Here is a 14,233-nt window from a genome sequence, read left to right as displayed (position 1 = left end):
CGTGCGCGTGCGAGGGGAGCGTGCGGGGCATGCGGGCACTGGGGTCGGACGATCCGCGCCAGGTGGGCGCCTACCGGCTGCTGCGGCGGCTCGGCTCGGGCGGGATGGGCCGGGTCTACCTCGGCCGGACGGCCGGCGGACGCACCGTCGCCGTCAAGGTGGTCCGGACGGAACTCGCGGACGACACCGAGTTCCGCGCCCGCTTCCGCCAGGAGGTGGCCGCCGCCCGACGGGTCGGCGGCGCCTGGACGGCGCCCGTCCTGGACGCCGACACCGAGGGCGAGCCGCCCTGGGTCGCCACCGGCTACGTCGCCGGCCCCGCACTCGACGCCGCCGTCCGGGAGCACGGTCCGCTGCCGGAGACCGCCGTCCGCGCCCTCGGCATCGGGCTCGCCGGAGCGCTCGCCCACGTGCACGGGCTCGGCCTGGTGCACCGCGACGTCAAACCCTCCAACGTGCTGCTCACCCTGGACGGGCCCCGGCTGATCGACTTCGGGATCGCCCGGGCCCTGGACGCGACCAGTGGTTTCACCCGTTCGGGGTATGTGGTGGGCTCGCCGGGCTTCATGTCGCCCGAGCAGGCGAACGGGCGGCCGTCCGGACCGGCCGGGGACGTCTTCTCGCTCGGCGCCGTCCTCGCCTTCGCCGCCACCGGCGTCCACCCCTTCGGCGAAGGGGTCAGCGCGGCCGTCCTGCTCTACCGGGTGCTGCACGAGGAACCGGACGTCACCGGGGTGCCCGACGCCCTGCGGGCCGTCGTCCTCCACTGCCTGGCCAAGGACCCGGCCGCCCGGCCCACCCCGCACCAGCTGGGTGCCTGGCTGGACCCGGACGGTGCGGTCGCCGGCCGGCTCGCGCGGGGGGACTGGCTGCCGCCGGCGCTGGCGGCGGGGGTGGGGCGCAGTGCGGTGGAACTGCTGGACCTGGAGGGGGACTCGGCGGGTTCGGGGGATGTGGGAGGTACAGGAGGGGAGCTGGGGGACTCGGGGGGTTCAGGGGACTTGGGGGACTTGGGGCACGCGGGGGACGGGCAGGGGTCGGGGGCGCTGTCTGCGTCGGGTGAGCGGCCGCTGCGCGCCTATCCGCCCGGGACGGGCGCGTACCCGGGGATCGCCCGGCGGCGGCGTCGACCGGCCGTGACCGCGGGGGCGGTGGCGCTGGCGGTCGCCCTGCTCGGGGGTGTCGGGTACGGGCTGTACGCGCTGGTCCAGCGGCCCGATCCGGCGGTGCCGGTGCCCTCGGTGGGGCCGATGCCGATCCCGTCCATCGATCCGAGTGCGGCCATCGCGTCGCCCGGGGCCTTCGTTCCGGACGGTCCGTCCGCTTCGACCTCCACTTCCGCTTCCGTCTCCGCGTCGCGGTCAGGCTCTCCGTCCGGGGTGTCCCCGGCGCCCGGGGCGGGTGGCGGCGACGCGGTGCCGGCGGCGTTCCTGGGCACCTGGAGCGGGGACATGGTCACCGACAAGGGGCTGCCCGGCGGCACCACCACGATCACCGTCCACCAGGCGGCGGTCGGCCAGGAGGCCACCACCAGCCGCAACGCCCTCTCCGGCCTCATCTCGATCAGCTGCGAGGGCGCCTGGACGCTCAGGTCCGTCGCCGACACCAAGCTGGTGTTCCAGTCCCGGCTGGTGCGCTCCTCGATCCCCGGCGCCTGCACCGGCGGTTCCAACGCGGAGACGCTCACCCTGCAGTCCGACGGGACGATCCGCTTCACCTCCGCCGACCCGGCCGCCGGCAACCCGGCCGGCACGCTCCGCCGGGTGGGCGGCGCCACCCCGTGAGGTGGGCTCCGGACCGGCCGGCCGACGGGAGCGAAGCGGGCCGCGGCGCAGTGCGGACACACAGTGCGGACACACAGGGCAGAGGCGCAGTTCAGCGGGCTGACGCGGGCGCCCGAAACGCCTGGCGTAGGCTGGTTCGGCCGTACCCGAGTAGCACTTGAGAGAGAGAAGGCCGCCAGGTGACCGAGCTCGCAGCGACCACCCTCGATGCGTCCAGCACCGACCTGCAGGCCGTGCTCGACCGGGCCGCCGCCGGCGGCCGGATCACCCCGGAGGAGGCGCTGGAGCTCTACCGCTCGGCGCCGCTGCACGCGCTCGGCTCCGCCGCCGACGCGGTGCGCCGCCGCCGCTACGCGGGTACCGAGCACATCGCGACGTACATCATCGAGCGCAACATCAACTACACCAACGTGTGCGTGACGGCGTGCAAGTTCTGCGCCTTCTACGTGCCGCCGAAGAGCGACAAGGGCTGGTCGCGCGAGCTCGACGAGATCCTGCGCCGCTGCGCCGAGACGGTCGAGCTGGGCGGCACCCAGATCATGTTCCAGGGCGGCCACCACCCGGACTACGGCGTGGAGTACTACGAGCGCGCGTTCTCGGCGATCAAGGCCGACTTCCCGCAGCTGGTGATCCACTCGCTCGGCGCCTCCGAGGTCGAGCACATGTCCCGGATCTCGGGCGTCTCCATCGAGGAGGCCATCACCCGGATCCACAAGGCGGGCCTGGACTCCTTCGCCGGCGCCGGCGCCGAACTGCTGCCCGAGCGGCCGCGCAAGGCGATCGCCCCGCTCAAGGAGTCCGGCGAGCGCTGGCTGGAGATCATGGAGACCGCGCACGGCCTCGGCGTGGAGTCCACCTCCACCATGCTGATGGGCACCGGCGAGACCAACGCCGAGCGGATCGAGCACCTGCGGATGATCCGCGACGTGCAGGACCGCACCGGCGGCTTCCGCGCCTTCATCCCGTACACCTACCAGCCGCAGAACAACCACCTCAAGGGCTCGACCCAGGCCACCGTCTTCGAGTACCTGCGGATGATCGCCATCGCCCGGCTGTTCCTCGACAACGTCGCCCACATCCAGGGCTCCTGGCTCACCACCGGCAAGGAGGCCGGCCAGCTGTCGCTGCACTACGGCGCGGACGACCTCGGCTCCGTGATGCTGGAGGAGAACGTCGTCTCGGCGGCCGGTGCCAAGCACCGCTCCAACCTGACCGAGCTGATCCACCTCATCCGCGCCGCCGACCGCGTCCCGGCCCAGCGCTCCACCACGTACGAGCACCTGCGGGTGCTGGACGACCCGGCGAACGACCCGGTCGACGCCCGGGTCGCCTCCCACATCGCCTCCACGGCGATCGAGGGCGGCACTGCGCACCCCGAGCTGAAGATCCTGGACAACTGAGTCCGGCCCCGAAGCCACCGTGCTGACCCTCCACCGGGCGGCGTTCCTGCTGCCCGACCCGGCCGATCCCACCGCCCCGTCCTTCGCCGACGGGGCGGTGGTGGTGCGCGGCGAACTGGTCGAGGCCCTCGGGCCGTACCCGGAACTGGCGGCGGCCCATCCGTCGGCGCGGGTCCGGGACTGGGGCAACGCCGTGCTCACACCCGGGCTGCGCAACCCCTGCGGGCAGCGGCTGTTGGAGCGCGACTACCACCCGGACCCGCGGGAGGAGATCGGCGTCGAACCGGTCGCGGACGGGCTGGTGGGCTGCACCGACGAGGCCCGGTACGGGGCCAGCGCGCGGCGCGGGCTGCAGCGGATGCTCGGGTTCGGGGTGACGGCGGTGGCCGGGCCGTTCGAACGGGCCTCGGTGCGGACGGCGGTGGCGCGGTCCGGGCTGGTCGCGTTGCCGGGGGGTGCGGGGGCTCTGGACGCGGCGGCGCCGGATGCGGATGCGGTGGGGGCCTCCGAAGTGGTGGGGGTGCTGGATCCGTTGGCGGTGCTGCCGTTGATGCGGGCCGTGCACGGGCGGGTGGCGGCCGGTGGGCGGGCGGACTTCGCGGTGTTTCCGGTGGTTGCGGCGGCGGGTGGGGTGGAGCCGGCGTCCGGTGGGTGCCTGGCGACCGTGCTGGGCGGGCGGTTGGTGTACCGGCGGCGGTGAGCCCAGGCAGCGGTGAGGCCCGTCGGCAGTGAGTCCAGGCAAGGGTGAGGCCGGCCGGGGCCGGTGATCGGGCCCGGTGTGACGTACTCATCAGTAGGCGGATTGCCTTGCCACGTACGGGACTTCCTTCGTGTGCACCCGAACTGCCGCGCCCGCTGCGGGGGATGATTGCCCCTTCACCGTGACCTGAGGGCCCGCCAGCGGATACGATCCCGGACAGCTCACTCCGTACGCTCACCACACCACCGCCCGTGCCCGCGGGTGGCGGGGCCGTGTCCCAGGCCCCGGAGGCAAGCCAGGACAGGAACCATGCGAACCGCGACCGTCCCCCCGCCGCGCTCCCCGCGGTTGGGCCGTGGTTGGTACCTCGCCACCGTGCTCAGCGCCGTGCTGGCCGTCGGGATGTGCCTGCTCGGTTGGCGCCAGGCCGACCAGGCCGACCGGATCGCGGCCCACCCGGTAAGAGTCGAGGGCGTCGTCACCCAACTGCCGACCGGCGGCGGCACGTACAGCGCCGTCAGCTACAAGGTCAGCGGCCAGCCGCACACCGCCGCCGCGTTGCCGCTCTCCGACGGCGCCAAGGTCGGTGACGCGGTCTGCCTGGAACACGCGGCCGACGACCCCGGCGCGGTACGGATCTGCGGCGACACCTACCCGCAGCCGGTCGGCGTCGGACTGGCCCGGTTCAGCGTGCCGGTCGCCGTCCTGCTGTTCGTGATCTGCGTACTGCGCATCCGGCGCCACCGGCGGGACGTCGCGGTCCGCAGCGGGCACGGGCGGCTCGCCGCCAACCTCGCGATGGCCACCGGGGCGCTCGCCGAGGGGATGCCCGCGATAACCCAGGGCAAGCGCTCGCGGCGCCGGCGCCGCACGGGCGGGCGTCGGGGCGCCCACTAGGACGGGGCGGGGGACGCCGTGGGGTGCGGGGTTCCCCGGCCGGCGCCCCCGGGAGGACCTTCGGTCGGACCTTCCGGCGGGCCGACTGGTGCGCCCCGTGGGTCGGGGTGTCCGTCACAGGGTGAACAATGGGGGGCGTGACCCGAGCCTCCCTGGACAAGCAGCCGCACGAAGTCGCCGCCATGTTCGACGACGTCGCGGCCAAGTACGACCTCACCAACGATGTGCTCTCCCTCGGCCAGGCCCGTGCCTGGCGCCGGGCGGTGGCCGAGGCGGTGGCCGCCGGACCCGGGGACCTCGTGCTCGACCTCGGAGCCGGCACCGGCACCTCCTCGCTGCCCTTCGCCGAGGCCGGGGCCAAGGTCGTCCCGTGCGACTTCTCGGTCGGCATGCTCACCGAGGGCAAGCACCGCCACCCCGAACTGCCGCTCACCGCCGGCGACGCCACCCGGCTCCCGTTCGCCGACGACACCTTCGACTCGGTGACGATCTCCTTCGCGCTGCGCAACGTCCAGGAGACCGACGCGGCGCTGCGCGAGATGCACCGGGTCACCAAGCCCGGCGGCAAGCTGGTGATCTGCGAGTTCTCCACACCGACCTGGACGCCGTTCCGCACGGTCTACACCGAGTACCTGATGCGCGCGCTGCCCCCGGTCGCCACCGCCGTCAGCAGCAACCCGGACGCGTACGTCTACCTCGCCGAGTCCATCCGGGTCTGGCCGGACCAGCCCGCGCTGGCCGCCCGGATGCAGGAGAACGGCTGGTCGAAGGTCGCCTGGCGGAACCTGACCGGCGGGATCGTCGCGCTGCACCGCGGGTACAAGCAGGCGTAGCCGGGTGGCGGGGGCGGCGGGGACTCCGGCCGGGCGGTGTGATGCGGGTTCGGCCGGGGCGCGGTGCGATGCGGGTTCGGCCAGGGCGCGGTGCGATGCGGGTTCCGCCGCGGCGGTGGGGCCGTTGGGCGGAGGCGGCTCCTGCATGGGGCGCGGGGTTCCGGCGGCGGGGGGTTCCGGCGGCGTGAGCGGAACTAGACTGCCGGAGACAAAAGCCGCCATCCCCCCGCCGCAGCTCCAGGAGTGTGTCCACGTGTCCGAGACCGCAGCCGATCTGACGAAGCCGGACAGCACGGTCGAGAGCACCGCCGACGTCATCGTGGTCGGCGCGGGCCCGGCCGGCTCCACGACCGCGTACTACCTCGCCCAGGCCGGGCTGGACGTGCTGCTGCTGGAGAAGACCGCCTTCCCGCGCGAGAAGGTCTGCGGCGACGGCCTCACCCCGCGCGCCACCAAGCAGCTGGTGGACATGGGCATCGACGTCTCCACCGAGAACGGCTGGCTGCACAACAAGGGCCTGCGCATCATCGGCGGCGGCGTCCGGCTGGAGCTGGACTGGCCCGAGCTGGCCTCCTTCCCCGACTACGGCCTGGTCCGCAAGCGCGCCGACTTCGACGAACTGCTCGCCCGTCAGGCCGAGAAGGCCGGCGCCCGGCTCTACGAGCGCTGCAACGTCAGCGGGCCGGTCCTGGACGAGCGCACCGGCCGGATCGTCGGCGTCACCGCCAAGCTCGGCGAGGAGAAGCGGCCCGTCACCTTCCGGGCCCCGCTGGTGGTCGCCGCCGACGGCAACTCCACCCGGCTCTCCCTCGCCATGGGCCTGCACCGCCGCGAGGACCGTCCGATGGGCGTCGCCTACCGCACCTACTTCAACTCGCCCCGCCACGACGACGACTACCTGGAGTCCTGGCTGGAGCTGTGGGACACCCGCGACAGCCAGCGCAAGCTGCTGCCCGGCTACGGCTGGGTCTTCGGCATGGGCGACGGCACCTCCAACGTCGGCCTCGGCATCCTCAACTCCTCGCCCGCGTTCGGCGAACTCGACTGGCGCGAGGTGCTCAAGGCCTGGTGCGCCAGCATGCCGGCCGAGTGGGGCTACACCCCCGAGAACATGACCGAACCGATCCGCGGCGCCGCCCTGCCGATGGCCTTCAACCGGCAGCCGCACTACACCCGCGGCCTGCTGCTCGTCGGCGACGCGGGCGGCATGGTCAACCCGTTCAACGGCGAGGGCATCGCCTACGCGATGGAATCCGGCCAGATCGCCGCCGGCGTCATCGTGCAGGCCCACGCCCGCGTCACCGAGGGCGGCCGCGAGCGCGCCCTGCACGCGTACCCGCGCATCCTCAAGGACGTGTACGGCGGCTACTACACGCTCGGCCGCGCCTTCGTGAAGCTCATCGGCAACCCCAAGGTGATGCAGCTCGCCGCCCAGCACGGCCTGCCCCGGCCGCTGCTGATGCGCTTCACCCTCAAGCTCCTCGCCAACCTCACCGACCCGCAGGGCGGCGACGCGATGGACCGCCTGATCAACGGGCTGGCGAAGGTCGCGCCCAACGCGTGACGCCTCCCGAACGGGTGGCGCCTGCCAACCGCGTGACGCCTGCCCAACATGTGGCGCGGTGAGGTCCGGCGCTTGCTGCGGGACGGTGTCTAGCGGGCTTCGGGGGCCGTCTCGGGTGTGGCCTCCGGGGCTGCACCCGGGGACGCCTCCCGCTCCGCTGTGTTGCGGGAGGCGTCCGAGCGCTGCTCGACGTAGGCGAGCCGCTCGGCGAACACCCGGGCCGCGTCGGGGGTGAGCGTCCGGAGGGCGACGAGGGCGCTGAAGACGACGTCGCAGAGCTCGTGCTGGACGTCCTCCCAGGTGTGGGTGACACCCTTGCGCGGGTTCTGGCCGGTTGCCCCGATCACCGCCGCGCCGACCTCACCGACCTCCTCGGAGAGCTTGAGGAGCCGCAGCAGGCGCTCCTCCTGCGGCGACTGGGTAGTGTGCTCGTCCAGCCATGCGACCAGGTGGTCGACGCTCTCCCAGATCCGGCTGTCCATGCGGTGCTGCTCCCTGCGGTGTCGGTGGTGCTGCCACCGTACGGGAGCGGCGACGGGCGCGGGGTCGGGCGGTTCGCGGCCCGCCCGTCGGTCAGTGCTTGCTGATCTTCACGTGGCGGATGTTCACGGGGACGTTGGGGTAACCGTCGCCGGGACCGTTCTGGTCGTCCTCGCCGGCGGCGGCGATCTTCTGCAGGACGTCCAGGCCGGCCGTGACCCGGCCGAACGGGGTGTAGGCGGGGGAGAGCTTGGTGTCCTTCCAGACGATGAAGAACTGGCTGCCGTTGGTGTTCGGACCGGCGTTGGCCATCGCCACGGTGCCGGCCGGGTAGGTGGCGCCGGTCAGGTTCTCGTCCGGGAAGGAGTAGCCCGGACCGCCGCTGCCCGTCCCGGTCGGGTCGCCGCACTGCAGGACGTAGATCCGCTGGGTGGTGAGGCGGTGGCAGTGGCTGCGGTCGAAATAGTCGTGCTCGGCGAGGAATCGGAACGAGAACGTGGTGCAGGGCGCCTTGTCGGTCAGTGCCTCGAAGGTGATCGGGCCCTGATTGGTCCGCAGGGTCGCGCTGTAGGGGCGGGCGGCCTTCTCCGCGTCGAAGACCGGGATGCCCTTGAAGTTGTCGGCCGGGACGGCGGGTGTGTAAGTGCAGGCCGCGCTCTGGGCGGGGGCGGCGCCGGAGGGGGCCGCAACGGCCGTGCCGGTGCTCGCCGCGAGCGGGAGGACGGTGGCGGCGGCGACCAGCGCCCAGTGCTTGCGCTTCATGTGACGGGCCTTCCGGGGGGTGGTGGACGGCGTGCTTGTCATGGAGGCATCATCCACGGCCGGGTGGGTCTCCGGTAGGGGTTGGGGCGGTCGAGGCTCCTTTGGCATGAGGGGAAGTAAGGGGATGCGAGGGGGTATTGGGGCCGCGCTGGGCGGGGTCGGGCCTCTGGTGGTTGCCGGGTCCCGGGGTGGGCTTGGGGTGGGGCTTGGGGGTGTGGTGCGAGCCCTATGGGGCGGGGGTGTTCGGCGCGGTGCCGGGTTCGGCTTCGGTGTTGGGGTCGGTGTTGAGGTCGGGGCTGGGGTTGAGGTTGGCGTCGGTGCCAGGGTCGGTGCCTGGCGGGGTGGACATGAACAGCCCGGCGCGGGCGGCCAGGGCGGCGGCGTCGGCGGCCCTTTCGGCGGTGCGGGCGTCCAGGGGCTCGCCGGTGACGAACAGCCGGTAGTAGAGCGGGGCGGTGGCGGCCCGGACCACCTCGGCGCCGTCCGTTTCGACGGGCAACTCGCTGCGGGCGACCGCCCGTTGGGCCACTTCGGCGGCCTGGCGGTGGCGGGCCGCGAAGAAGTCGCGCAGGGCGGCCGCGCCGATGTCGGAACGCTGGGCGGCAGAGATCAGCGCGGTGGGCGTGAGGCCCCGTTCGGGGTCGGTGAAGACGCTGAACACCTCCTGGGTGATCTGGCGGAGGTCCTGCTGGAGGTCTCCGGTGTCGGGCAGGGGCCAGGGCTGGTCGGCGGAGGCGGTCAGGGCATCCGCGACCAGGCCGTCCACCCCGCCCCAGCGCCGGTAGAGGGTGGCCTTGTGGACGCCGGACCGCGCCGCGACCGCCTCGGCGGTGAGTCCGTCGTAGCCCTTCTCCGTGACTTCGGCGAGCGTGGCGGCGACCACGTCCGCGCGGACCCGGGTGCTGCGGCCGCCCGGGCGCGGGGTCGGCGTACGGGGCTGCTGGTCGGGGCGGGAGGCCTCGCTCAAAGTCGACTCCAGTCGCATTAGTGCTTGCTGTGGGGTGGCGGTCGTGCCATGCTCATCGTAATGCGACTTTGGTCGCATTACGAGAGGAGCTCGCGTGACCACCTGTGCCATCCCCGACCCGACCGCTCTCCACCCGCTCGCCGGCCACGACCGAGCGGTCCTGCTGCGCCCGCTCGTCACCGATCCGAGGATCGAGGTCGGCGAGTACACCTACTTCGACGACCCTGACGGAGCCACCCACTTCGAGGAGCGCAACGTCCTCTACGCCTACGGCCCTGAGCGCTTGGTGATCGGCAAGTACTGCGCGGTCGCCACCGGAACCCGCTTCCTGATGGCCGGGGCCGCCCACCCGGCCATCGGCGTGTCCACCTTCCCCTTCACGATGTTCGGCGGCAGCTGGACCGAGCAGACCCTCGACATCGTCACGGGCCTGCCCAGCCGTGGCGACACCGTGGTCGGCAACGACGTCTGGTTCGGTTTCGGCGCCACTGTCCTGCCCGGGGTCCGGATCGGCGACGGAGCGATCATTGCGGCCGGCGCGGTGGTCACCGCCGACGTCGAGCCCTACACGATCGTCGGCGGTAACCCCGCCCGTCCGATCCGGCGTCGCTTCGATGACGCCGACATCGATCGCCTGCTCCGCGCCGCCTGGTGGGACTGGCCGGTCGAACTCGTCACCGAGCATGTCCGCGCCATCATGTCCGGCACCCCAGCCGACATCGAGGCCATCGCCGAGACGAACGGTTTGCTCGCCTCCTGACCCGCCGGCACCTGGCAGGGGCATTGATCACCGGCGGGCCGGTGCGCGAAGATGGCGCACCCTTGCTCCATCCCTCACCCCGTCCGCCGCTGAGCCACACGCCCAGCTCCTGGGTCCGTCCGACGCCGTACGGTCCTCGCACCCGCCGGTTCCGTTCGCTCGGAGGGATCTTCCTCATGTCTGCCTCCTCGTCCTCATCGGTTCTTCGTGATCTGCCGGTCCTGCTCGTGGCAGTGGTGTGGGGGTCGAGCTTCCTCGCCGTCCAGCGGGTGGCCGAGCCGGAGACGGTCGTGGCGATGCTCGTCCTGCGCTTCGGGCTGGTGCTGCCGTTGCTCGGACTGGCCGCCTGGCGGGCCCTGCGGAAGCTGAGCCGCGCCGAGTGGCTCGGCGGCGCCGCACTGGGCCTGGTCCTCAGCGGGATCTTCCTGCTGGAGACCTACGGCGCCGTACACACCTCCGCCACCAATGCCGGGCTCATCATCAGTCTCGCCATGGTGCTCACCCCGCTCGGCGAGAGCGCCCTCGGCCGCACCGCACCACCGCGCGCCTTCCTCGCGGCCGCCGGGCTGGCCGTCCTCGGCGTCGCCCTGCTCACCGGCGACGGCGGGCTGCGCCCCCCGATGCTCGGCGACCTGCTGGTGCTGGGCGCCGCCCTGGTCCGCTCGGCGTACGTCCTCGCCATGGCCCGCACCCGGGCCATCCGCAACACCGACATGCTCGCCGTCACCTGGGTCCAACTCGCGGTTGCCACCGCGGTGTTCACGGTCGTCGCGCTGGCCGTCGGGCCCAGCCCGTGGAGCGTCGCGCTCTCGTACGGAGCCGGCCAGTGGGCCTGGCTGTTGCACCTGTCCTTGTTCTGCACCCTGTTCGCCTTCTTCGTCCAGATGTGGGCTGTCCGGGCCACCTCGCCGTCCCGGGTGAGCCTGCTGCTCGGCACCGAACCCCTGTGGGCCGCCGTCTTCGGCATCACCCTCGCCGGGAACCGGATGGGCCCGCTCGCCCTGCTCGGCGGAGCCCTGGTACTGGTCGCGACCGAGTGGGGCCGGCGCGCCGCTCCCGCGCCGCGCCCGGCCAGTGGCGCGGGTGAGGACGCGCCCGACACGGAGGGGGCGAGCCCGGAGCCGGCCCCGGTGTGACCTGTCGCGCCGATCATCGGCGCCGCCGCAGCGTCCGGCGGGCGTAGTCGACAGTGACCGCGCCCAGCAGCGGGCCCCAGGCGACCAGGGGCAGATAGGCGAGCGTCATCACGACGGCGGCAGCGCCCCGCGGCGAGTCCGGCTCGGCCAGGTTGTGGGCCCAGCGGCCGAACAGCCCCTCCATGCCGAGGATCGTGAGCGCCACTGAGCCCAGCAGAGCCGGGACGATCGCGGTGAGCGGCGGAATCCGACGGCCGCCTATCAGCGGGATCCGGCGTGGAGCCACCAGCCCCCAGGGGCGCACCAGGCCGACGGTCAGGAAGGCCAGGGCTTCGGCCAGGCAGCTCAGCGCCACGCAGTAGACCGTGCCCCAGCCCGGCTGGTGGGCGGCGTACGCCGCGGCCGTCGCTCCGGTGAAACCGGCCGGGAGGCCGAAGCCGAAGGCGATCCGCCACAGCCCCGAGGGAACGGTGCTGAGGGCGGCGGCCTTGGCGGCGAGCTGGGCCCAGCGCGGGGCGGGCGGGACGGCCGGGAGAGTGGTCGCGGTCCGGTGCGCGGTGCTACCCGGGTTGATCGCGAGCTTCGACATGGTGGTGGACTCCCTTCGGCTCCGGCCTCCGTGGCCGGTGCGATGTCTCAAGACTGGAGGTCCACCAGGGCTCACGGCAGATGCCGATCGGGCTGTTCCTCCTGCTCAACCGGCCTTTGAAATATGCCGATCGGCACAGGCGTATCGCTCGGACGCCGCCGTAGTGTGACGGCAGTCGAAGAGTCGAAGAGTCGAGGAGGCGGTGACGATGACTCAAATGCTGGCCGGGGTGGTCCTGATCCTGGTGCTGCCGGCCTGGTTGGTGCGAGGGCGCCACGGGGTAGCGGCCGTGGCCATGGTCCTCGGGGTTGCGTCGATCGCGGTCACGATCGCGGTCTGGCTCCTCGGCCGCTGGGCGGAGGGAGACCGCTGGGCCGGGCTGTTGGGGCTGGTCGAACTGGCCGTCCTGCTGCTGTCGGTGGTCATCAGCCTGCGCACCGAGGACGGGCCGCGGTGCGCGGCGGCGGCCTGGACGGCCTGCGGAGCGGTTGCCCTCTGGCTGACGCGGTTCGCGTTCATCGAAGGGCCGGGGGACATGCTCACGGTCTTCGGGTTCGGTTCGATGCTCTCGCTGCCGACGGTCCTGATCGGCCTCTACCTGCGGGGCCTGGACGAGGGACGCAAGCGGGCGGTGGTCGAGGCGAGGCGTGCGCAGCGACTCGAACTGGCCCACGACCTCCACGACTTCGTGGCACACGATGTGAGCGGGATGGTCGCCCAGGCCCAGGCAGGCGCCTATCTGGCCTCGGTCGACCCGGCTCGAGCCGTCGCCATGTTCGAACGGATAGAGCAGGCCGGACAGCGGGCCCTGGCATCGCTGGATCGGACGGTCCAGCTGCTGCGCACGGAGGAGGGGACTGGGCGCAGCCCACAGCCGGGGCTCTCGGAACTCGCCGAGGTGGCAGAGCGGTTCACCGCCTCGGGCGGCGCGGAGGTCCGGCTGGAGCTGCCGGACCAGCCGGTGCCGAGGGAAGTGGGTGGGACGGTCCACCGGATCGTGGTCGAGGCACTGACCAACGTTCGCCGGCACGCTCAGAGCGCTCATCGGATCGATGTCCGGGCACGCCGTGTCGGCGGGTGGCTGGAGCTGACCGTGACGAACGACGGCCGGGCGCCAGGTCCGGCCGGACGTCCCCGCCGAGGCGGTGGGAGCGGACTGCCGGGGCTGGCCGCGCGGGTGGAGGCGCTGGGCGGCACTTTCGAGGCCGGCGCCTATGAGCAGGAGGCCTGGCGGGTGACGGCGAGGCTGCCGTTGGCAGGGCAGGAGGGCCCGGAGCAGCCGGGAGCCCTGATGAGGACCAGTGCGGGCGCAGGGGAGCAGAGCGGATGAGCAGCAGTGCGGGGCCGATTCGGATCCTGGTCGCCGATGATCAGGCAGACGTCCGCAGCGCGTTCCGGATGATTCTGGACGTCCAGCCGGACATGGTGGTGGTGGCCGAAGCGGCGAACGGAGCCGCGGCGGTGGAGGAGGCGAGGAGGCTGCGGCCGGACGTGGTGGTCGCGGACATCCGGATGCCGAAGCTCGACGGCCTGGAGGTCACCCGGCAACTGGCCGGTCAATGCAAGGTGATCGTGGTGACCACCTTCGACCTGGACGAGTACGTGCACACGGCCTTGCGGAATGGTGCGGCGGGCTTCCTGCTGAAGCGCTCGGGGCCGGTCCTGCTGATCGAGGCCGTTCGGGCGGCGATGGCCGGGGATGCGTTGATCAGCCCGCAGATCACTGTCCGACTGCTGCGGCACATGGCGCTCTCGGACTCCACGCCGATGCCCGGTCCCGCGATCGGGGCAGGCGCTCCGGGCCCGTTGATAGCCGGCCCGGTGGAGGAACTGACCGAGAGAGAAAGGGAGATCGCTGAGTTGGTGGCCGACGGAGCGACCAACGCCGAGATCGGCGCCGGGCTCTTCATCTCACCGGGAACGGTGAAGAACCACCTCGCCAACATCCAGCGCAAGCTCGGTGCCCGTAACCGGGTGGGCGTCGCGGCCTGGGTGTGGGAACAGGCAGTCGGTAACCGGTAACCGGCCCTGATCCGCAGGCGAGAGCGGAACAGCGTAGGCGGCCCGCGCAAGGGCGAGGCCCGAGGAAGAGAGGGATGCAGGGCGCAGGTGGAGGCGGGCCCAGGACTGTGAGGGTCGCGCCGGGAAGGGAAGTCGGGCCTGCCCGCAACGGGAGGCAGAGCCGCGGAGGCGGAGGGCGAGGAGGAGGGCGAAGGGCAGGCCCCCAGGGGCCCACATGCTGCCGGAGCTGCGAGCGCGCAGCAGCTCCGCGCTGGGACCGGCCGGCCCAGCGCAGGTGACACCGGCGGCAGGTGGGCAATCCTGGCGCGGGCGGCGGGCGGCGGGCGGCGGGCGGCGGGC

Annotated in this window: 14 protein-coding genes; 10 read left to right on the top strand and 4 right to left on the bottom strand. The window is 72.8% G+C overall.

The window, feature by feature from the left end; translation table 11 throughout:
* The 6 genes from BG452_RS47085 to BG452_RS17010 all read left to right on the top strand — a co-directional run.
* The coding region (locus BG452_RS47085; protein WP_262986011.1) for a serine/threonine-protein kinase at positions 1-1,784 on the top strand (1,784 nt) is incomplete at its 5' end.
* Positions 1,785-1,963: 179 nt separating this feature from the next.
* Positions 1,964-3,184, top strand: a complete 1,221-nt coding sequence (gene mqnC, locus BG452_RS17030) for a cyclic dehypoxanthinyl futalosine synthase (RefSeq protein ID WP_188305149.1) — start codon at positions 1,964-1,966, stop codon at positions 3,182-3,184.
* A 19-nt stretch (positions 3,185-3,203) separates the two neighbouring features.
* Positions 3,204-3,884: an imidazolonepropionase-like domain-containing protein gene (locus BG452_RS17025; RefSeq protein WP_317621092.1), complete on the top strand. Its 681-nt coding sequence runs from the start codon at positions 3,204-3,206 to the stop codon at positions 3,882-3,884.
* A gap of 309 nt (positions 3,885-4,193) precedes the next feature.
* The gene (locus tag BG452_RS17020) at positions 4,194-4,781 is read left to right on the top strand and encodes a hypothetical protein (protein ID WP_188305148.1); all 588 of its coding nucleotides are present in this window, start codon (positions 4,194-4,196) and stop codon (positions 4,779-4,781) included.
* 137 nt (positions 4,782-4,918) lie between these two features.
* A complete protein-coding gene (locus BG452_RS17015; RefSeq protein WP_188305147.1) occupies positions 4,919-5,614 on the top strand; it encodes a demethylmenaquinone methyltransferase in 696 nt (231 codons plus the stop codon).
* 274 nt (positions 5,615-5,888) lie between these two features.
* A complete protein-coding gene (locus tag BG452_RS17010; protein WP_188305154.1) occupies positions 5,889-7,178 on the top strand; it encodes a geranylgeranyl reductase family protein in 1,290 nt (429 codons plus the stop codon).
* A gap of 89 nt (positions 7,179-7,267) precedes the next feature.
* Here BG452_RS17010 and BG452_RS17005 read toward each other — a convergent pair whose 3' ends face one another.
* The 3 genes from BG452_RS17005 to BG452_RS16995 all read right to left on the bottom strand — a co-directional run bounded on the left by BG452_RS17005 (position 7,268) and on the right by BG452_RS16995 (position 9,387).
* Positions 7,268-7,660, bottom strand: a complete 393-nt coding sequence (locus tag BG452_RS17005; protein ID WP_188305146.1) for a MazG-like family protein — start codon at positions 7,658-7,660, stop codon at positions 7,268-7,270.
* Positions 7,661-7,751: 91 nt separating this feature from the next.
* On the bottom strand, positions 7,752-8,462 hold the full coding sequence (locus BG452_RS17000) for a peptidylprolyl isomerase (RefSeq protein ID WP_223242329.1): 711 nt from the start codon (positions 8,460-8,462) through the stop codon (positions 7,752-7,754).
* Between the two features lie 184 nt (positions 8,463-8,646).
* Complete coding sequence (locus BG452_RS16995) at positions 8,647-9,387, bottom strand: TetR/AcrR family transcriptional regulator (RefSeq protein WP_223242328.1); 741 nt, start codon at positions 9,385-9,387, stop codon at positions 8,647-8,649.
* A gap of 94 nt (positions 9,388-9,481) precedes the next feature.
* Here BG452_RS16995 and BG452_RS16990 point away from each other — a divergent pair, with 94 nt between their 5' ends.
* Entirely contained in the window at positions 9,482-10,147 is a 666-nt protein-coding gene (locus BG452_RS16990; protein WP_317621091.1) for a CatB-related O-acetyltransferase, read from the top strand.
* 176 nt (positions 10,148-10,323) lie between these two features.
* The gene (locus tag BG452_RS16985; protein WP_188305144.1) at positions 10,324-11,283 is read left to right on the top strand and encodes a DMT family transporter; all 960 of its coding nucleotides are present in this window, start codon (positions 10,324-10,326) and stop codon (positions 11,281-11,283) included.
* 13 nt (positions 11,284-11,296) lie between these two features.
* On the opposite strand, the gene BG452_RS16980 is transcribed toward BG452_RS16985, so the two are convergent.
* Entirely contained in the window at positions 11,297-11,872 is a 576-nt protein-coding gene (locus BG452_RS16980; RefSeq protein ID WP_223242327.1) for a hypothetical protein, read from the bottom strand.
* Between the two features lie 208 nt (positions 11,873-12,080).
* On the opposite strand from BG452_RS16980, the gene BG452_RS16975 reads away from it, so the two are divergent.
* Together BG452_RS16975 and BG452_RS16970 are read left to right on the top strand one after the other, a co-directional pair.
* Positions 12,081-13,202, top strand: coding sequence for a sensor histidine kinase (locus BG452_RS16975; RefSeq protein ID WP_188305143.1), 1,122 nt, complete (start codon positions 12,081-12,083; stop codon positions 13,200-13,202).
* Positions 13,199-13,894 (top strand): response regulator, encoded by a 696-nt coding sequence (locus tag BG452_RS16970; RefSeq protein WP_188305142.1) that lies wholly within the window; start codon positions 13,199-13,201, stop codon positions 13,892-13,894. Before BG452_RS16975 ends, BG452_RS16970 begins: the two co-directional genes overlap by 4 nt.
* Positions 13,895-14,233 lie beyond the last annotated feature (339 nt).

Origin of the sequence: Streptomyces sp. CBMA123 (assembly GCF_014596465.1) — a bacterium.
Classification (GTDB): Bacteria; Actinomycetota; Actinomycetes; order Streptomycetales; family Streptomycetaceae; genus Kitasatospora.
The sequence above is the reverse complement of the archived record's forward strand: the minus strand, read 5'-3'. Positions and strand labels throughout refer to the sequence as shown.

What these genes read in the sequence shown, in the direction of transcription:
- BG452_RS17000 (WP_223242329.1), bottom strand. Translation starts at nt 8,462, where the DNA reads ATGACAAGCACGCCGTCCACCACCCCCCGGAAGGCCCGTCACATGAAG.
- BG452_RS16975 (WP_188305143.1), top strand. Translation starts at nt 12,081, where the DNA reads ATGACTCAAATGCTGGCCGGGGTGGTCCTGATCCTGGTGCTGCCGGCC.
- BG452_RS16970 (WP_188305142.1), top strand. Translation starts at nt 13,199, where the DNA reads ATGAGCAGCAGTGCGGGGCCGATTCGGATCCTGGTCGCCGATGATCAG.
- BG452_RS17005 (WP_188305146.1), bottom strand. Translation starts at nt 7,660, where the DNA reads ATGGACAGCCGGATCTGGGAGAGCGTCGACCACCTGGTCGCATGGCTG.
- BG452_RS17020 (WP_188305148.1), top strand. Translation starts at nt 4,194, where the DNA reads ATGCGAACCGCGACCGTCCCCCCGCCGCGCTCCCCGCGGTTGGGCCGT.
- BG452_RS16985 (WP_188305144.1), top strand. Translation starts at nt 10,324, where the DNA reads ATGTCTGCCTCCTCGTCCTCATCGGTTCTTCGTGATCTGCCGGTCCTG.
- BG452_RS16980 (WP_223242327.1), bottom strand. Translation starts at nt 11,872, where the DNA reads ATGTCGAAGCTCGCGATCAACCCGGGTAGCACCGCGCACCGGACCGCG.